Raw genomic sequence first — 20701 nt, 5'->3', positions numbered from 1 at the left:
TACAAATTTACTTACTTGGCTACATAGACTGATAATAAGGCTTTGTTGCACGATTCAAATCATTACAGAATGGGAGGTGATATTCATTCCTCTTGTCGTTCGTTCAACCGTTAACGCTACAGGAGCCATTACGTTCACAGGCAACACTCTTGGACTAAGCCGGTCCGATACGGCAGGAGTGCCAGGGACCCAAGACAGCATCGGGGGATTTACGACTACGAATACGTCCTTAACTTACGGCACGTATCCGGCGGGCACCACGAGTCTGTACCAAAGCAACAGCTCTGCTGCAATTCTGGTCCTGCCTTCGGGGAGTACAGTGCTCTATGCGGAACTGATCTGGGGCGGAAGTTACATTAACGGATCGGTCAATCTCAGCTCCGCCATTAATAATCCGGTTTCCTTCACCACACCTGCGGGCACCTTCAGTATTACGCCAGATCCGGTTACATACAATCAGTTTGATCTGGGAAACAATGCGGCCGGGTATGTTCGTTCGGCGAATGTGACTGCACTTGTGCAAAATGGCGGGGCGGGTACATATGTAACCGGTGGCGTCGTTGGCACGATTGTCATTGCCAATGATGCTACAGCCAATCATGCAGGGTGGACGCTGGGAGTCATATACCAAAATGGAAATCTGCCTTTTCGAAATATGTCATTGAGAGCCGGGGGAGTGCTGGTGCAGGCTTCTTCAGCACCGGTTGTGACAACACTCACAGGTTTTGCAACACCGATCTCGGGAGCATTGGGGGGCAGAGCACTATTCAGTGCACAGGAGGGTGATGCGAACCGAACAGGAGATCAGGCGTTATTTGGGCCTACCTCTGCAACCTCAGTGGCGTTATCCGGGCCGAATAATCTGGCGGCCAATTTTTTTGCGTCGCAAATTAACGGGGATACAGGAGCGCTGAACACAACAGGAACCTTCGGCAATCGGAACCAGATTAATGGAGCGCCGGGAACGAACATTGTAGGGGGACGTCAAGGCTGGGACATCACCAATGTGGATGTGTCTGCAAGACTGATCAATAATCAATCCTCGGCGGTGCTGACCCTCACTACATCCGGTGATGCTTACATTGTCAACGGCAACGCCATACAAGTGGACATTAATGCACCGCGGATAACAGTGTCGAAATCTTTCTCGGCAACGGGAGCCGTAGCCGGGGACAGTATCCTTTATACGGCAACGATCACAAACAGCGGTACAGCCAATGCTGCGAGTGTCGTTCTGTCCGATACGCTGCCAACAGGTCTGACCTTTGTTCCTGGTAGTGTAACTGTAGCCGGGGTTTCTCTGCCCACACTTGATGTTACATCCGGCATACCTTTAGGCTCATTGGGTCTGGGAACCAACATTGTTGTTACTTACCGAGCGGCCATAGCAAACAATACCAGTATTCTGCAGCTCGTGAACTCAGCCAACGCAGCCTTTACTTTTCAAAGCGTAGCCGGTGGTTCAATCATTACAGGTATCATTCCATCTAATAATGCTGTTCTCACCGTCTATTCACCCAATCTGTCCATCGTGAAATCAGCAAGCACAGCGAATGCGACGGTAGGGGATCAGGTGACATACACGCTGCAGGTGACAAATGGGGGCAATATAGGGGCCAATGTGACGATCACAGACAACATTCCGGCGGGTAGCAGCTTTGTAGCCGGAAGCTTCCGTGTGAACGGAGCGGTTGTTACAGGCGCTAATCCAGCTGCGGGGGTGAATATAGGTACACTTCCGGCAGGTAGTGTCACCACAATTACGTTTCAAGTGCTGGTGACGGGGCTGCCCACACCGCCTACTCTGATTGACCAGGCCACCGCTGCTTATTCATTTAATTCCCCCGATGGACGGACGATTTCAGGCACGGTGGCTTCCAACGCACTTACCATTCCGGTAACGCTGCCTAACGTAACCGTTCTTAAAACGGCAACAGTCACGGATGTTGCCGTAGGAGAGACATTCACGTATTCCGTAGTCACAACGAATGCAGGCATCCAGCCGATCAACAATGTGATCTTGACGGATAGTCTTCCTTCAGCACTGAGTTTTGTGCCTGGAAGTGTAACGGTCAGGGGTACCAACATACCAGCTTCTAATCCAGCCAGCGGCATCACGCTGGGAACATTAAATGCAGGTGCTTCCGCAACGGTGACTTTTCAAGTCACTGTGCAGTCGCTGCCGACGGGAGGATCACTGCTTAACCGGGCTTCTGTCTCCTACAGCTCAGGTGCGTTTACAGGCATCTCCAATTCAAATTCAATTTCAACACCTGTATATCAACCCGTTATTAGTATCGTGAAATCGGCAAGTGAAACGAATGCAACACTTGGAGATCAGCTTACGTACACGTTGCAGGTCACGAATACCGGAAATCTGGCGGCACAAGTAAACGTGACCGATACTATTCCGGCGGGTCTGACATTTGTGTCTGATTCGGTGACGGTAAATGGTACAGCAAGACCAGGGGCGAGCCCACTAACCGGAATTACATTGGGGTCTCTTGCACCTGCCGGCAGTGCAACCGTCGTATTCCGCGCATCACTTGCGACATTACCCTCGCCGCCAGTTCTTGAGAACCAGGGAACGGCTTCTTATACGTATCAGCTTCCCAGCGGACGTAATCTATCCGGCAGTTCAGTCTCCAATACTGTCCGCATACCTGCATCAGCGCCCAACATCAGCATATCAAAAACAGTGAACACAGCAGATGCTGCTGTCGGAGATGCGCTCACTTATACTGTTATTCTTACGAACACAGGAGCAGGTTCGGTGCAGAATCTGGTGCTTTCGGATTTACCATCTGCGGGTTCGGACTTTGTTGCGGGCAGTGTTACCGTTAACGGATCTGTACAACCAAATGCAAGTCCTGTTGCCGGCATCCCTTTGGGCACGCTGAACAGTGCTGCAGTGGTGACGGTAAGGTATCAGACGAGGGTCACAGCTGTCCCGACTTCTGGAGTAGTCAGTAATCGTGCAAGTGCTGCTTTTACTTCAGGAAGTTTTAATGGTGTGTCCTCCTCATTTACAGTAAATACGCCGATCTATCAGCCGGTCATTCAAGTGGTCAAATCTGCGAGTACATCGAGTCTGACCGTCGGAGATACGTTCAATTACAATATTCAGATTACCAACTCAGGCAATATCCCGTCTGTGATTACACTCACCGACCCGGTTCCTGCGGGAGCTGTATTTGTAACGAACAGCGTACTGCTCAACGGCAACCCTTTACCGGGGGTTAGTCCAAACTCGGGAATCAGTCTCGGTGCTCTGGCAGCAGGAGCTTCCGTTACGTTGTCTTTCCTTGCAAGCGTGACAAGTCTGCCTGATGCAAGGCAGCTGATTAATCAGGCCATTACTTCATACAATTACACACTGCCCAGCGGGAGAGTCATTACATCCTTTGTGTTGTCCAACACGATCAGTATTCCGGTATCCTTGCCTAATGTTAGTGTTGTTAACAGTGATAATGCTGACTATGCGGTGTCGGGGGATGCAATTCGCTATACCTCCGTGATTCGAAATAATGGAACAACAGCTGTCAACAATGTGGTATTTGCTAACCCGCTGCCTTCAAACACCCCATTTATACCCGGAAGTGTCCTGGTGAACGGAAATGCATCACCGCTCTCCAATCCGACCGCCGGCATCCCAATCGGGACTTTGGCGCCTGGAGCTGAAGTCACCGTAACTTTTGAGGTGAGGATAACTATGCCGATTCCTTCCCAGATTAGCAATCAGTCGACGGTCAGCTTTACTTCCGGATCGTTCTCAGGTTCTTCATCTTCCAATACAACACAGACCCCTGTCATACAGCCGCAGATTGCTCTCGTCAAAACGGCCAATACAGTTAATGCCACTGTAGGTGATACCGTCGTTTACACCATTGCAGTAAGCAATACGGGCAATCTGCAAGCGAATGTGACTATTACAGACACGATCCCGGCAGCAACGACGCTTGTGCCTAACAGTGTTGTTGTTTCGGGTCTGCCCCAACCGGGAGTCACACCTGGCGCAGGCATTCCGGTCGGGATTGTAGCTGCCGGAGCAACGGCAATTGTAACGTTTGCTGTCGTTGTAGATTCACTTCCATCTCCGCAGCAGCTCAGTAATTTTGCCTCATCAACCTTTACCTTTACACCGCCAGATGGACGTACGTTAACCGGGACAGCAACCTCCAATGTACTCACTTTTCCTGTCTCCTCTCCTAACGTAACGGTGGTCAAAAGTACAACCTCCACCTCCGTAACGGTAGGAGACACGGTCGTGTATTCCATCGTGGTCACGAACAGTGGAATCGCGCCTGTGAACAGTGTGCAGTTCTCAGATCCGATTCCAGCCGGCGCCACGTTCATCACAGGCAGTGTAACGGTGAATTCAGTATCACAGCCAGCCGCCAGTCCATCGGGAGGCATCCCGCTAGGAACCCTTGCACCAGGAGGCACAGCCATTGTTACGTTCAGTGTTAGAGTTAGCGATATTCCTGCGGGCAATCAGTTAAGCAATCGTTCAACGGTGAGCTTCACGTCAGGCACATTTTCTGGAACAACGTTCTCCAATACGGTCAGTACGCCTGTTTATCAGCCCATTCTGACAGCACAGAAGACAGCAAGTACACAGAATGCAACCGTAGGAGATACCGTCAGTTACACGATCAGTGTTAGTAATCAGGGCAATTTTGCCGCTTTGATTAATTTGTCAGATAACTTGCCAGCTGGCACGGTGCTTGTGCCTAACAGTGTGATCATAAACGGTCTGCCACTCCCGGCAGCTGATCCAGCCGCAGGAATCGCTGCTGGAAGTGTAGCTGCTGGCGCGACAACGACAATTACGTTTTCTGTTGTAATCGAGACGCTTCCCAGCCCGCAGCAGCTGATAAATCAGGCCACGGTAGCCTTGTCTTTTACACTGCCAGACGGAAGAAACATTACGAGGAGTGTGCAGTCCAATGTGCTGACCATTCCTGTGTCTGCGCCTGACGTGCAGGTTGTCAAATCAACGACTTCGACAGCTGTTTCGGTTGGAGATACCGTCACATACAGTGTTGCGATAACCAATAATGGGATTGCAAATGTCAACAATGTGATTTTTACTGATGCTTTACCCGCTAGTACCGTGCTTTCAGCGGGAAGTATCTTTGTGGATGGTGTGCTACGCCCTAATGCCAGTCCATCTACAGGCATTACATTGGGTTCCATTGCACCCGGGGTTACAGTGACCGTTGTATTTAGTGTGAGGGTCACAAGCCTTACGGCTCCTGCTGTGCTGAATAATCAATCCACCGTAAGTTTTACGTCCGGAGCACTTTCGGCGACTACGTTTTCAAATACCGTATCAACGCCGGTATATCAGCCTATTCTGGCTGCGGTCAAAACAGGAGATCAAACGATAGCAACGGTAGGGGATACCGTGATTTACAGCATCGCTGTTAATAATACCGGGAACTATGGTGCGGCGGTCACGCTGACAGATACGATTCCTGCGGGAACCGAGTTTGTTCCGAACAGTGTCATTGTGAACGGAGTATCCGTACCTGGGGCTGATCCGGCTTCGGGAATTTCACTCGGGGTTGTATCAACGACAACCACTGTTATCTTTTCGGTTGTTATTACGACACTCCCGGCAAGCCAGTCTATCACCAATCAGGCTTCGGCTACTTACAGCTACACACTGCCTGATGGAAGAACACTTGGGGGAAGTCTCACATCCAACGCACTGAATATTCAAGTGTCTGCTCCGAATGTGACGGTCGTAAAAACAACGACATCGACAGATGCGGTTGTAGGGGACACGATTGTTTATGAGATGGTCGTGACCAATAACGGCATTGATCCGGTTAACAACATTGTCCTGACGGATCCGATTGATCCGGCGACCACCTTTGTTTCGGGAAGTGTTTTGGTCAACGGTACACCGCGTGCTTCAGCCAACCCTGCGCTCGGTATTGCGCTTGGTTCATTAGCACCTGGCGAATCGATCGCAGTATCCTATGCTGTACGAGTCAATACACTGCCTTCACCATCACAAGTCAGCAGTCAATCCGCGGTCAGCTTTACATCCGGGGTATTCTCGGGCGCAGCGTATTCCAATATTGTGATTACTCCAATCTATCAGCCGATTGTGACTGTATCCAAAACAGCCAGCACATCCAATGCTACGATTGGTGATGACATTGTGTATTCCTTTACGATAAATAACAGCGGTAACCTAGTTGCGAATCTGACATTAACCGATAACATTCCGAGCGGTGCCGTGCTTCTCCCGAACAGTGTGCTGATTGACGGTGTGCCGCAGCCAGGAGCGAACCCCGAAACAGGCATTCTTGTCGGCGCTATACTACCAGGTGGTTCCGTGAACGTGACGGTTACATTAGGGGTTACAGTGGACTCCCTTCCTCAAAATCAGCAGCTGATTAACCAGGCTACAGCCAACTATACCTTTAGCCCGCCAGACGGACGTCAGCTGACCGGAACCGTTTCATCCAATGTGCTGATCATTCCGGTCTCGGCTCCTAATGTAGTCGTGGCCAAAAGCACTAGTGCCATTGATGCTGTTGTTGGTGATGTCATTACTTACACCGTTGTGGTGACCAACAGCGGGATTGAGGCAGTAAACAACGTTGTTATGGTTGACCCTGTTCCGGCTGGAACCGTATTTGTTCCGGGCAGTGTGGTGGTAGATGGTGTGGCAAGACCGACGGGAAATCCGAACACAGGCATTACGCTTGGTTCGATTGCAGCCGGAGCTTCGATCACAGTTACATTTAATGTTGAGGTTGTGGTGATATGAGTGAGGTTCCAGGTATGTTGTCCCACTGGTTAAAGAATCAGTCCCTGGTTCGATTCAGCTCGGGTACGACTGAACTGGAACAGGTGGCTTATTCCAATACGGTCGTTACACCTTGGGTTGGTCCAAGAATCAAAGTCAGCAAAAGCTGTAATGTAACAACAGCAGCCTTGGGGCAATCTCTGACCTATCACATTGAGATCGTTAATACAGGAAACCGCACGGCAAGAGTCCGTGTGGTTGACCTGCTCACGCAAGCAACTTCTCTTCTGCCCAACAGTGTGCTCAGGGACGGCATTCCACTGCCTGGAGTCACCCCGGCGCAAGGTCTGCCTCCTGCAGAGATCACACCCGGCTCTGTCCTGAATTACCATTTTCAGGTTGTTGTTGTTCAAGTGCCCCCGTCACTGCAGCTAATGAATCAGGCAGAAGTGTATTATGAGTTTGACACCTCGGAAGGCAGAACCGTTAATGGACGAGAGAAGTCCAACATGGTAGAGGTCGGGATAGAGACGTCACGGTTGGAAGTGAGTTTACAAGTAGACCGGACGCATACCTTTGCAGGTGATATTTTAATGTATACAGTCATGGTGAGCAATCCGGGTTTTGCTGCGGCGACAGATGCATACGTGACGGTGACTTTGCCACAAGGTACTGTCTTTATTCCTGCCAGTGTGATGATTAACGACATGTTTGCACCTCAGGTTACGCCAGATAACGGCATTGAGCTGGGAGAGATCGGACCAGGAAATACCGTTCGCATTCAATACCGTATTCAGGTTGCAGGCGAGCTCAGCTCGGAACAATTATCGAGCATAGCTGTTTTGACATACATCACAGCGAGCAGAAGAGAGACCGTTTATTCAAATGAGGTCACACTGTTGGTGGTTGAGCCTCAGATTTCCATCGTAAAAAAGGTGTCACCGACTTCAGCAGCACCTGGTGATTCGGTGCGGTATCATATTACGGTGTCTAATAACAGCGGATATGCAGTGGATGCCAAACTGCAGGATGTTCTGCCTGCGGCAGTATCCTTCGTTGAGGGCAGTATGAGCTGGAACGGGGTCAAGCGTCCAGGTGCCAAGCCAGGTGCAGGAATAGATTTAGGGACATTGACTGCGCGTTCCGGGCTCCATATTGAGTTTGAAGCTCAAGTGGGATCAGGGGTTAACTCTACGTTTGTGAATCAGGCCTTGCTGCTGTATACCTACCGCATGCCAGACTCTCGCGTCATTCAGCGCAGGCTGGTTTCCAATGAAGCAGTGCTCCGTCTTCAGGCTCCTGTAATTCAGGTGTTGGTCAACGTTGTCCCTGACAGCGTGGAGCAGGGGGGGACAGTTACGTTCCAAGTAAAGGTAACCAATACAGGCACACTGTCTGCTCGCGTGCAATTGGGGAACCTGCTTCCACCTGGTGCAAAATGGGTGGCACAGGAAGGTGGCCATATGCAGCTTCATGTGCCGGAGTATTCAACGCCAAGAAGTCTTCATATTGGTGAGTTGAGCCCGGATATGTCCAAAGAACTGTCATACGTTGTGCAGCTGGATTCCGAATATACAGGCATACAACGGGGATATTTGACTGCGTTTTACACATATGAGTTGAACGAACTCAAACGTTCGGGAGAGTCCAGATCAAACGAATACAGTATTCTGATAGAAGACAGAGATGAGTAAGGAGATGAGTAGGCATTACACAAACGTAAATGAATGGTATACTAGCTGAATATGCACTCGGCAATCAACCGTGGAATCGGGACGTCGGAGTAAAGGAGGCAGCCGCATTGGCCAAAGCAAAAGTTGCAAAGAGACCCACACGGGATGAGTTTGAATTGGAGGAGCTGGGAAATCAGCTGGTAGAAGCTTTTCATGAACGTTCAGAGGTGCTGTTAACGGTCTGGGGCAAGGAGGAGCAGGTACAGGGCATTATTGTAAAAATGGATTCCCGTACCCGGCTCGTTCATGTGGAGCATACGGAAGAGGAGTTCACGGCGAAAGTACCTTTTATGGATATTATGCAGGTCCAGTCGCCACGGTATTAATTCAAAAAGAAGAAAACAGCATTTGAATAATAGGGCATTCGCCCTGTCAAAGTGCTCTTCTCTGCATAAGATAACCCATACCTGTTGCAGAGGAGGTACAGTCAATGAGCGAAGTTGTAGGTGGAGAAACAAGAGGTTACGGCTACGGTGGTTTTACTTCTGTAGGCGCGATTCTGGTTCTGTTCATCCTGTTGGTTATCATCTCCAAAGCGTTCTTGGTATAATGATCGCACCCCATGATCGAAAGAAGCTCTACCGTCACGGTAGAGCTTTTTTTATTTCGTTTAAACGGAATACACTTGTTTGATATGCATTTGACGAAAATTGTAGAATTTCGGATGCATGCACCTTTCACGTTATGGTAAAATAAAACTATTCCAATGAAAAGAAAGAGGTGCTTCATCATGAGTCAAGAACTGACTGCGTCGTTAAACGAGCAGATGAACTTTGAATTTTATTCCGCTCATGTATATATGGCGATGGCCGCATATTGTTCCAGCAAAAGCCTTGACGGGTTTGCGAACTTTTTCCTTGTGCAAGCGGAAGAGGAACGTTTCCATGGTATGAAAATCTACAAATTCCTGAACGACCGCGGACACCGTGCTACACTTGCAGCGATGCCGGAACCAAAGAACGAATACAGCTCCATGCTGGATGTATTTGAGCATGGTTATGCCCATGAGCAGCAAAACACCAAAAAGTTCTATGCGCTCGCGGATATCGCGCTGAATGAGCGTGAACACGCTACGATGTATTTCCTCAAATGGTTCATCGATGAGCAGGTAGAAGAGGAAGCTTTGTTTGATAACATCATTCAGAAGCTGCGCCGTATTGAAAATGACAGCAACGCCTTCTACATGTTAGATGCGGAGTTCGCCAAACGTTCATTCACAGCTCCTGCGGAATAAGGCTGTTCTGATACATACCGTACCTTCATGTTACATATCTGCGAAAGGGTCGTTGTACAGCCTGGTCAATTAAAATGAAAGATGTAACCCCCTTTCAAGTGGTAACATTGTACGGAAGAAAGCTTGCATGCGTGCAAGCTTTTTTGCTGTGTCCGTAAAATAGAAGGAAGCCGAGTCTATCAAAACTTGCAAATAGGGTAATAGACAATATGTCACAATAGATCTATCTTATGATCTACTCTTACGGGCATTTGTCAACGATTAAAATCTATCAAAATCGTTTTAATTTTTATGTTTATCTGACAAAAGTGTAACTCTACCGTAGCCTTTGGAGCGAGAAGAGCATGGAGAATCTCTGATACTATTAACATTAATCGCCATGGGATACGAGTACGAGTGATCACACACCCGGGGAAAAACACACACAAGGGAGACGTTTCATTATGCTACATATTCGTAAAATACTAACAACCACACTTGCTATTCTACTATTGTTTCCGCTTCTGTTCCTGCCGTTGTCTGCTACGGCAACAGCGGCATCTGCTGATAAGGCTGCAAGCAAAGCCAATGCCAAAATCATCTATCTGACGTTCGATGATGGCCCTACAGCTCATACGGGTAAGCTTCTCGACATTTTGGATGAATACAAAGTGAAAGCTACGTTTTTCATGCTTGGGCCTCATATGGAACAATATCAGCAAGCGACCAAGCGAATTGTAAAAGAAGGTCATGGACTTGGACTGCATGGTGTGACCCATGTTCCGGGGAAATTTTACAAATCAGCTTACAGCGGATTGAAGGAAATGCAGCAAGCGAATGAAAGCCTGAACAAGGTTGCCGGAGTCAAAACGAGTCTGGTGCGCACACCATATGGCAGCAAGCCATATCTTAAATCTGCATATCGCAATGTGCTTCTGGGTCAGGGAGGGTTCCATCTCTGGGATTGGAATGTAGATTCACTGGACTGGAAATACAAGAAGGATCATCAGAAGGTATACAATAACGTGATGCAGCAGGTGCACAATGTGACCAAGCAGGGCACCACACCGGTTGTGCTGATGCATGATCAGGAAGCAACACTGAAAGTATTGCCTCAAGTGCTGAAAACACTGAAGGCTGAAGGATATCAATTTGAAATATTAACGAAGAACGTGCAGCCGGTCAATTTCTGGAATGACAAGCGTTAAGGTGAACAACCGAGAATCAACCGAGAATCGACGTCAGAGCTGATCGAGCTTGACCTGAGGAGGTACACATCATGAAAAAACAAAATCTTTGGATGACCATTCCGGTGGCAACAGCCGTTTTACTGGCTCTCACAGGCTGCGCTGGCGAACAATCGAACCAGGCATCCACATCTGGAGAGCAGACTCAGACGAGTAGCGGAGGGAATGCTGTTTCTAATAGCGGAACTGCTGGAGCAGCAACGGGCACGAACACTAATCCATCCAATAGTGCCAATGCAGGTACAGGAAACGAAGGCTCGGCTGTCTCCAATGACAGCAAGTCTCCGTCAAAATTGTCAGATGTTAATGATGTCGTGAAGGCGCTTCGTAGTGAGCTGAAGCTGCAACATGTGAAACTTCCGACTTCATTTCCACTTAATAAAGGTCAATATTTGGGTGCAAACATCGCAACTAATCGTTCCGATGCTTTACTGGTGAACTTCTACATGGTGGCTGAACCAGTGGCTTTAAATGACTCATCATTAACGGCATCGGACAGTAAAGCGTCCTGGCTTGCCAGTTACGAGGTGAAATCCTCCGATAGTATGAATCAAACTGAACTTTTTCCAGAAACGGATCTGAAAAACATTCCTGATGATATGGCCGTAGACTTGGGACATGGCATGAAGGGATTGGCAGAAGGTGCGGCTGGCAGTCAGTATCTGACTTGGCAGGAGGGGCGCTGGACACTGCAAATTCACTCTGTCTCCGAGGATCAGATGAACAATCCGGCGATTGCCAAGAAAATCGTGCAATATCTGGAATCCCATAGGCTCCCGGCGCCCAAAGACAAAGGATTTGTCCAGGTAGACTATGCAAGTGGAGGTAAAACTGTTCAAGTGACGATCTCGTGGCAGGATGGCAAGCAAACTCATCAGTTGAAAACAAGTCAGGTGCCTCTGGATGCCCTTGATATGATGGTATCCGTCAAATAAAGGATAAATCTCTGGATTAAATCAGTCTGTAAACGTGATTCGTCGGATGATGACATATAACCAAAAAGCTTGGTATAGGGAAAGGCTCCTGTACCAAGCTTTTGTTATTCTCTCTGACTATAAGTTCAGATGTATTACGCTTACTTGAACCAGCCCTTTTCCTTGGAGCGGGTGATGGCTTCAATGCGGTTGCTTGCATTTAACTTGTTGAGAATGATGGAAATGTAATTCCGAACGGTTCCCGTCGTGATAAATAGATGACCGGCAATTTCCTTGGTATTTTTTCCATCAGCCATCAGGCCAAGTACGGCATGCTCACGTTCAGTGAGCGGATTTTCCTCGACATAAGCCTCATCCACCAGATCGGGGGCGAAAATACGTCTGCCGTTCATCACTTGACGGATCGCCTCTGCGAGCTCTTCAATCGGACTATCCTTGAGCAGGTAACCTCTTACGCCGCCTTTAAGCGCTCGCTCGAAATATCCGGTTCTGGCAAACGTCGTGAGGATGATGACTTTACAGTTCATGCCTTTCAGCTCTTCTGCTGCTTCTAGCCCACTCTTGACGGGCATTTCAATATCCATCAAACAGATGTCCGGTGTATGCTGCTGCACAAGGGCAAGCGCCTCCTGACCATTACTGGCTTGTCCAACAACCTCCATATCATCCTCCAGATTAAGCAGGGAAGATAACGCACCAAGCATCATGCGCTGATCTTCAGCAATGACGATTCTGATCATTCTTCATCCTCCTTCATAGGTTTGCGAACCAGCTTGGGCACATGAATGATAACAGCTGTGCCCTGTCGTTCTGAGCCTGTCTTAATGTCTATGCAGCCATTCACAAATTCAAGTCGTTCCTTCATTCCGAGGATGCCGGTTCCCCGGCGATCCTGCTTGCGTGTACGCTCGATACCAAGTCCGTTATCCTGCACTGTTAATACGTTATGTGAGGGTGTTTCTTCTATTGTAATCGTACATACCGATGCCTGACTGTGTTTGACCACATTAGTCACCGCTTCCTTCAGACACATGCCGAGAACATTTTCATTCAGCTGCGAGGTTTCCTGTAACTTGGGGCTGCCGTGTAAAATAAATTGAATGGATGCAGCCTTCAAAATTTGCTCTGCCCGAAACAGCTCATCCACAAGCTGCGTTCCACGCATCGTTGTTACCATATCACGCACTTCCTTGAGAGCGGTACTGGCCGTTTGTCTCAGCTCGTTTAATTCGATGATCGCCTGATCCGGGTTTTTCCGAATTAGTCGTTTTGCCAGATCGGTTTTGAGACCGATCAACGAGAGCTTCTGACCAAGCGTATCATGCAAATCACGTGCAATGCGCTGCCGCTCCTCCATTTTCACCAGATCATCCAATCGTTTGTTGGCACTTTCCAGCTCTCCTTCCAGCTGCTCACGCTTGTTTTTGTTATACGTGCTGATCGGGAGCAGGATGGACGCCATCAGACTGATGAATACAAAGGGAAACTGACTAAGCAGCAGGGAGCTTTGCTTGATAAAGCCATAGTTGACCGTCAGGAAGCTTGCGCCGAGATTCACCGAGTAGAGGGTGAAAAATCCCGCTTTATTTTTAATATTGCCGATAAAAAAAGCAAGAAATAATGAGAAATAAGCATAGTCATATGCAATTGTCATCGTAATGGATATCGCAATTAACAGTCCAATCCACATGTAGACCTGCCATCCTTTGGTGATAAAGGCTAGCAAATAACACACAAAAAAGACAAGGATAATAATAATGCCGGTGACCATCGTCCATACCTTGGAATATTGAGAGATGTAATAGAAGGGCAGGATGAAAAAGACGAGCCACACGTACGGATTCAAGCCTGTATTTTTATAAAAAATCTGTGACCATTTCTGGATATGATTCTCCTCCTTGCAGCAACAGCTTACTCAACTTTAGCCTGACTGTAGCATGACTGACGCCTGAATACAAGAAAACGAATCCGGCAGAGTGATTACTTCTCTGTCAGACCCGTTTGTCTATTTACTCGGATAAGGCTCTGCCTACGTAGTTTTTGCGTGACTTTCGATTCAGCTCACGGAAGCTGATAAATTGTTTGGTTTGCTCATCCCACAGACGGAAGCGGAGAGCCGCCAGGCTGGAGCGAAGTGTAATTGTGGTTGCCTTTTGCAAAGGAGGGGTTGCGTTATGAGCTTCCTCCAGATAATAATTCGGAACTCGCGGGCTCAAGTGATGCACATGATGGAATCCGATGTTACCACTGATCCATTGCAGCAGCTTAGGCAGCTTGTAATAAGAGCTACCCTCTACAGCAGCCTTGACGTAACTCCATTCGTCCTCATGTTCGAAATACGTCTCTTCGAATTGATGCTGTACATAGAACAGCCAGATGCCGAAGAAACCGGAAAAGAAAAATACGGGTGCCTGCACCATAACAAAGGCCTGCCAACCAATCAGCCAGCACATGAAGCTGTACAATGCAACAATCAAAACGGTCGTTACATGGGTATTGATTCGTTCCTTGCGTCTGGCTGCTTTGCGATTGAAACGGTAGGCAAGCAGAAACACATAGATAGGTCCGATGCCAAACATGATAACGGGATTGCGATATACCCGGTAGAAGAGACGCATCCATGGTGTAGCCGCCTTGTATTCGTCCACTGTCATTACCCAGATATCACCTACGCCACGTTTGTCGAGATTGCCGCTGGTGGCATGGTGAATAGCATGCTCGTTTTTCCATTGCTGGTAGGGAGTCAGTGTTAATACTCCAGTGATCGTACCCAGGATATCGTTGGCCCGTTTGCTTTTGAAGAATGAACCATGACAGCAGTCATGGAAAATAATAAACGTGCGCAGGACAAACCCCGATGCCACCAGTGCGATGGGAAAGGTAAGCCAGTATGAGATGGATAAGCTGTAATAAGCAGCGGCCCACAGTAAAAAGAGGGGAAGCAATGTATTGATTAATTGTCGGATACTAAGTTTGAGGTCATTTTTTTCAAAAGGGGTCACTTCTTTTTTCAGTGCCATTTCTTTGCTTCTGCTCATGCATGTTCCTCCTTATTGGATACAACCGTAGTTCGCTGTATCAGGCGATTCCCTTTGTGTATCCTGTAGGGAAGCGTTTTTATCATTGTAAAAGAATGCGTTCATAACAGTAAGTCATAAGTGTCAGCCTGTTGTAATGATAAATATCAAGAATGGACCATGACAAATGTCATGGTCCACGGTACAAAAGCAGGGATACAGCATGGTGAAAAGATGACGTTTTCATAATTCCTTTGCACAATTTACGCAACAATTTGTATTTTGTATACAAATTTTGTGGAGAGCATGGTAAAATCAATCCTTGAGTGTATATGACATGGATTGGATGGAGCGCTTAAATGAAAAGAAGAATTACGGATGTTTTATTTCTTATGGCGGGTGCATTTTTATTTGCGCTGGCGGTCAATCTGTTTGTCATCCCTAACGATCTCGCAGAGGGCGGCGTAACAGGCATTACGATCATTCTGTATTATCTGTTTCATTGGTCACCAGGGCTGATGAACCTGATTCTTAACGGTATTTTATTACTTATAGGTTATAAGTTTCTGGACAAAACAACGACGGTTTACACCATTATCGCGGTTGTTTTTAACTCCTTGTTCCTTCATTTGACAGAAGACTGGAGCATTGCTTCGAATGAGCTGTGGGTGAATACCATTTTTGCGGGTGTCTTTGCGGGTCTCGGGATCGGTTTGATCGTCAAAGTGGGCGGCACAACAGCGGGAACGGTCATTCTGGCACGGCTGGCAAACAAATATCTGGACTGGAGCATCAGCTACGGCTTGCTGTTCTTTGATCTGATTGTGGCTTTCTCCTCATACTTCATTATTGGGCCGCAAGGTTTGATGTGTACGATCGTGCTATTGTTTGTCGGAACCAAAACGATGGAGTTTATAATTGAAGGACTTAATCCGAAAAAAGCAGTGATGATCATCTCCTCCAAGCAGGATGAGATTGCGAAGCAGGTCATTGAAAAAATGGATCGCGGGGTTACGGTTCTGTCCGGTCACGGTTATTATACGAAGAATCCGAAGGAGATTCTGTATATTGTCATCAGTAAACAAGAGGTTCCGATGCTCAAAAAAATTGTGCGGGCCGAAGACGAGATTGCCTTCATTACCATTCATGATGTACGTGACGTATTCGGAGAAGGCTTTATTGAACTTTCGAAGTCCTAGGTGAACGACTTGGGAAGCTGATGCCAGTATTATAGAAAAGTTTTAAAATGCTATTAAAATGCTGTGAATAAAAGAGATGCAGGGCGGGACAGAGAACGATTCTGTTTCGTCCTTTTTTGCGTGGAGAAATTTTGCAGAAAATGAGGTTATGGAGAGCGAGCGTCAAGGAAAGGCTTGCCGAGGGGGGGCGGGCCCATTTGGCTGTGGACTGTGGTGGGATGTGTGTTTGTTCGCTAACGAATCGTAGAGAGCTTATTTAGGTGTTTTTGAGCGCTCAGCAATTCTAACGAATCACAGAGACGTTATATGGCTTATTTTGCACTGATGGAGGTCATTTTTTCGGTTTTTTCCTATAATAAGGTTCCTGTGAATCGTTAGAATTCGGATAACCTGATTTGAGGGCGAATAAGGCTTCTGGGAATCGTTAGCCTTGCAGGCGGGAAGAAACGGAGGTAAAAGCTTTCGGAAAGAAAGCTGCATAAGAAGCATAACTCCATAAACTTCACCTGTATCAAGGGAATTTCTCCCCTTATCAAAATAAAACCAAAAAAATCTGAAGAACGTTGATCTTCAGATTAATAATATTATTCTGTCATCGGATTAACCTGTGTCAACCCTTGCTTTCATATATTCGTTCAACATATAGAAGCTCACCTAAAATATGCTGTACACGCTGCAAGCTGAATGATATATTGATATCAATTCGTTAAGAAACTTAACTAACTATAGAAAACGATAAAAGGGAGGTGATATGATGGCTGGCACACCGCAATATCTCCGCAATCTGAATGAAAATCTGATTATGGATGCCTTGATTAATCAAGGTGCCATGTCAAGAGCGGATATCAGCCGTCAGACAGGACTTAGCAAACCAACAGTATCGTCCGCAGTAGAGCATCTGATTGAACGCAACCTGGTCAAGGAAACTGGTCGTGCGGATAACGCCCAAGGTCGCAAGGCAACGTTGATTCAATTTAACGAGACGGCGTATTATGTCTGCGGTGTTGATATCGGGGCCACGCGAATCCGGGTTGCTTTGGCAGACCTGAACGGGCAGATCGTAGCCTATGCTGCCTACCCGCCAATTATACAAGCTATGCATCAGCAACAGGAATCACAGCAATCACAGCAATCGAATGATTCACAGCAATCGAATGAATCATCTGAACGGTCTGTGCTGCTGCTGTTACATGGCTATGTAAACCAGATGCTGCAGAAGAACGGTCTGGTGTGGAGCAATATTCGTTGCATCGGATTCGGGATTCCGGGGGTTGTCTTACCCGGGTCAGGCAAGATCAAGCGTATTGTTGAACCACTCACAGGAATGGAGAGTGCGTTCTCTCGGGATGCGCTAGCTCGTGCTTTTCCGTGTGATGTCATTCTCGACAATGATGTGAATCTGGCTGCACTTGGCGAGTACAGAAGCGGTGCTGCGGTGGATTCCCCATTGTTTGTTTTTTTCTCCATTGGCGCAGGTACAGGAGCCGGCATTATGGTTCAGGGTCAATTACTGCACGGATTGGGTGGAATGACTGGTGAAGTGGCCGAGATGCTGCTGGAGAATGGAAGCCGGCTCGAAGATGTGCTGTCTGCTGACGGACTTCTACATCTGGCAAAGCAACAAGGGTTGGCGCTTGGTTTGAAGACTTCAAATGAATTGAAGAATTCGAATGAATTGAAGAATTCGAATGAATTGAAAGAATCGAATGAAATAAAAAAATCGAATGAAGTGAAAAATCCGAAACATTCAGATGCCCTTCCTTTCAGTGCAGAAGAAGTTACAGGTGACAATACAGATGACAACATAGATGGGGCTGCAGATGGGCTGCAGGCTCTGACTCCCGAGATGATTTTCGAAGCTGCACGCAGCGGAGAGGCTCTGGCCATAAGCGTTATCAAGCACTACAGCCGAATGATTGCTCTGGCGCTGCGACAGATCAGTGTGGTGCTTGCTCCTGAACTAATCGTGCTGGGCGGCGGTATTGGCGGGAACGGTGATGTGTTATTGCCCCTATTAAAGCAGATCGCTGCCGAGCAATTTCCGGTGAAGCCGCAGTTGATCTGTTCCGCTCTTGGGGAACGGGCCGTCGTTACAGGTGCTGTACAGGTTGCATTGCAGCGAACCTTGCTGAATCTCCAGCAAGGAGAATCAGAAGAGTAGATTAACAGTATCGACAATACTGCAACAGACAAAAACAGAGACAGCTTTTGTGAAGCTCAAGATGAGCGTATAAAGGTCAAGACATGCATTTCATGGTGTTACATCAAATAAGGAGGACATTTTATGAGTGAAACGGTTCAAGGTGAGATGCGGGAGAAGGCTTCCTGGGTCGCTGGCATTGACATTGGCGGTACCAAAATATTGATGTTATTATGCACCCGAAATGGGGATGGGCAAGTTTACGAATGCAGATTACCGACACAAGCCGCTGAGCAGCCCGAATCCTTTTTTCGCTGGCTGTTTGCCGAATTAAAATCATTTTGCGAGGAATCAGGGTGTCAGTGGCAACAGCTGGCTGGTGTAGGACTGGGATTCCCTGGTGTTATCCTGCAGGATGAGGGGGTGTTGCGAAATGCGCCTGCCTTCCAGTGGCCTGAAGAAGATATCCGGCCGATCATTGCCCAGTTTTACAGCGGAAATATCGTTCTGGACAATGATGTCAATATGGCAGCGATGGGAGAAGTGGATCAGGGTGCGGCTCGTGGACATCGCCATAGTGTCATGGTCACCGTGGGCACGGGTATCGGCGCTGCTCTGGTACTTAATGGAGAATTATACAGTGGACAGCACGGAGCCGCGGGTGAGATAGGACATTTTGTTGCAGGTGATGAAGGGCTTGACCCTGGATATGCAGCAGATGCAGATGCGTTCGGGGTGTTTGAGCAGGTCACGTCAGGCACGGGCATTACCGAGCGGGCAAGGAACTATTTTACAGCTGGAAAAGGAAGTGAGCTTTCCTTGATCTGGAGCCTTGCCGGAGGGCAAGCAGAACAGATTGAAGCAAGGCATGTATTCAAAGCCGCGGAATCAGGTGATGTGGCTGCACTTGAAATTCTGGATCTGCCACTGCGTTATATGGCCAGAGGGCTCGCTAATATTACGGCACTGCTTAACCCATCGATCATCGTGCTGGGCGGGGGCGTTGCCGCATCCAATCCAATCTATTATCTGAACGAGGTTCAGACCCGATTGAAGCGTTATGTCGTACTTCCGGTACAAATTGTTATTGCCGAGCTTGGCAATAAAGCAGGAGCTATCGGAGCGCTGGCATCCATCAGACGTAACCTTCAACGTACGGATCGATAGAACCAATACACAGAGACTAAAGTAAAAAAGGATGGAGATCCGGATGAGAGATAGACATATGATGGCTGATACAAAAAATAGAACAGCCGATTCTTCTTCAGAAGCAAGACGTGTGTTAATTAAACTGCAGGGCTTATACCTGTTTATGGGACTTGCCGGAGGTATTTTTAACCCTTACATTAATCCCATATTGGTTGCACAGGGTTTCTCAAGTAAAGACACTGGATTTATAATGGCTTTCGGTACATTAATATCCATCATTCTCCAGCCGGTATGGGGGATTCTGGTGGATAAATTCAGGAAAACACGCCTGGTGCTTGTGATTAGCCTGATGGTTCCGGCGCTGCTGGCGTACTTTTATAATATTCAGGTGTACATTATATTAATTTTGATTTATACTTTATGCACTATATTTCAAGTGACACAGATACCTGTAGCTGATTCCTATGCGGTAACAGCAGCAAGAGCGGCGAACACCTCTTATGGCATGATTCGGCTCTTCGGAAGCCTGGGAACAGGACTTGGCGGATTCGCTGCAGGGATGTATCTTTCCCAGTTTTCCATTCATATGTTATGGCTGCCTTTCCTCTTCTTTAACATGTTGAGCGCAATACTGGCGGGCACACTCCCCAAGCAGACGAGCATCTCCTCGTCCTCGGTAACCTTCTCCGTAGGTTTGGCAAGATTGCTTCGAAATCGTACGTTCCTTCTCTTTCTCACCGGTTGTTTTCTGGTGAATCAAACGCTGACGGCGTTTAACTCCTTTTTCGTTATTTCGTTTCAGATGGCTGGCGGCTCTGTCGCTCTGACAGGTACAGCGCTTTTGCTTGCATCGATCACAAACGTTCCATCCATGCTGGCAGCTGCTTATGTGCTTCGCAAGTGGGGGCACGAGCGTACCATGCTGCTTGCGGCAGGGGCGTACATGCTGCGCTGGGGAATTCAGTGGCTGTGGCCTACCCCGGAAGTAATGCTCGGTGTTCAGGTGTTACATGGATTATCCTTTGGATTTTTCTATATTGCTGCCGTGGAATACGTAGCTTCCGTTACTGGGCGTGAGATGCAGGCGACAGGCCAGAGCTTGTTTAACATGGTGTTTGCCGGACTTGGCGGCATTGTGGGCAACTTGCTGAACGGGTACCTGCTGGATACGGGCGGCCCCTCCGTGATGTATTTGTCCTGTACAATCAGCGCCGCATTGGGCGCGGTTATTTTATATATCGTCAGCAGACAAGCCAGGGAGCAGAGAAGGGCTTACTCATTGGAATAGCCTTATTGAAG

At 47.8% G+C, this 20701-nt stretch carries 14 protein-coding genes; 11 read left to right on the top strand and 3 right to left on the bottom strand.

Translation table 11 applies throughout. The annotated features are described in order from the left end of the window. Positions 1-76 precede the first annotated feature (76 nt). The 7 genes from IEW26_RS10530 (at position 77) to IEW26_RS10500 (ending at position 11897) form a co-directional block, all read left to right on the top strand. Positions 77-6790: a CLIPPER-2 domain-containing protein gene (locus tag IEW26_RS10530; RefSeq protein ID WP_188592336.1), complete on the top strand. Its 6714-nt coding sequence runs from the start codon at positions 77-79 to the stop codon at positions 6788-6790. Beyond that, entirely contained in the window at positions 6787-8463 is a 1677-nt protein-coding gene (locus IEW26_RS10525; RefSeq protein WP_188592335.1) for a DUF11 domain-containing protein, read from the top strand. Before IEW26_RS10530 ends, IEW26_RS10525 begins: the two co-directional genes overlap by 4 nt. 107 nt (positions 8464-8570) lie before the next feature. Continuing rightward, positions 8571-8828 carry a YolD-like family protein gene (locus tag IEW26_RS10520; protein ID WP_090920584.1) on the top strand — a complete coding sequence of 86 codons (258 nt, stop codon included), beginning with the start codon at positions 8571-8573 and terminating at the stop codon, positions 8826-8828. A gap of 104 nt (positions 8829-8932) precedes the next feature. Then, the gene (locus IEW26_RS10515) at positions 8933-9052 is read left to right on the top strand and encodes a dihydroorotate dehydrogenase (protein WP_111272660.1); all 120 of its coding nucleotides are present in this window, start codon (positions 8933-8935) and stop codon (positions 9050-9052) included. A gap of 180 nt (positions 9053-9232) precedes the next feature. Beyond that, complete coding sequence (locus IEW26_RS10510) at positions 9233-9736, top strand: ferritin (protein WP_110896046.1); 504 nt, start codon at positions 9233-9235, stop codon at positions 9734-9736. A 443-nt stretch (positions 9737-10179) separates the two neighbouring features. After that, the gene (locus IEW26_RS10505) at positions 10180-10923 is read left to right on the top strand and encodes a polysaccharide deacetylase family protein (RefSeq protein WP_188592334.1); all 744 of its coding nucleotides are present in this window, start codon (positions 10180-10182) and stop codon (positions 10921-10923) included. A 71-nt stretch (positions 10924-10994) separates the two neighbouring features. Next, positions 10995-11897: a hypothetical protein gene (locus IEW26_RS10500; RefSeq protein WP_188592333.1), complete on the top strand. Its 903-nt coding sequence runs from the start codon at positions 10995-10997 to the stop codon at positions 11895-11897. Positions 11898-12037: 140 nt separating this feature from the next. On the opposite strand, the gene IEW26_RS10495 is transcribed toward IEW26_RS10500, so the two are convergent. The 3 genes from IEW26_RS10495 to desA form a co-directional block, all read right to left on the bottom strand. Beyond that, the gene (locus IEW26_RS10495) at positions 12038-12637 is read right to left on the bottom strand and encodes a response regulator transcription factor (RefSeq protein ID WP_145402566.1); all 600 of its coding nucleotides are present in this window, start codon (positions 12635-12637) and stop codon (positions 12038-12040) included. Then, positions 12634-13782 (bottom strand): sensor histidine kinase, encoded by a 1149-nt coding sequence (locus IEW26_RS10490; RefSeq protein ID WP_145402565.1) that lies wholly within the window; start codon positions 13780-13782, stop codon positions 12634-12636. Before IEW26_RS10490 ends, IEW26_RS10495 begins: the two co-directional genes overlap by 4 nt. 124 nt (positions 13783-13906) lie before the next feature. Then, positions 13907-14935, bottom strand: a complete 1029-nt coding sequence (gene desA, locus IEW26_RS10485) for a Delta(5) desaturase DesA (RefSeq protein WP_188592332.1) — start codon at positions 14933-14935, stop codon at positions 13907-13909. Positions 14936-15273: 338 nt separating this feature from the next. On the opposite strand from desA, the gene IEW26_RS10480 reads away from it, so the two are divergent. From IEW26_RS10480 to IEW26_RS10465, 4 genes are all read left to right on the top strand, one after another. Next, positions 15274-16113 (top strand): YitT family protein, encoded by an 840-nt coding sequence (locus IEW26_RS10480; protein WP_188592331.1) that lies wholly within the window; start codon positions 15274-15276, stop codon positions 16111-16113. 754 nt (positions 16114-16867) lie between these two features. Continuing rightward, positions 16868-18274 (top strand): ROK family transcriptional regulator, encoded by a 1407-nt coding sequence (locus IEW26_RS10475; RefSeq protein ID WP_188592330.1) that lies wholly within the window; start codon positions 16868-16870, stop codon positions 18272-18274. A gap of 123 nt (positions 18275-18397) precedes the next feature. Continuing rightward, entirely contained in the window at positions 18398-19420 is a 1023-nt protein-coding gene (locus IEW26_RS10470) for an ROK family protein (RefSeq protein WP_188592329.1), read from the top strand. A gap of 43 nt (positions 19421-19463) precedes the next feature. Further along, a complete protein-coding gene (locus IEW26_RS10465; protein WP_229729773.1) occupies positions 19464-20690 on the top strand; it encodes an MFS transporter in 1227 nt (408 codons plus the stop codon). The last annotated feature ends 11 nt before the right edge of the window (positions 20691-20701 follow it).

The sequence above is a fragment of the Paenibacillus silvae genome (assembly GCF_014639235.1).
GTDB classification, from domain to species: Bacteria; Bacillota; Bacilli; order Paenibacillales; family Paenibacillaceae; genus Paenibacillus; species Paenibacillus silvae.
Note: the sequence above shows the minus strand (reverse complement) of the source record. Positions and strands in the feature narration are given on the sequence as shown.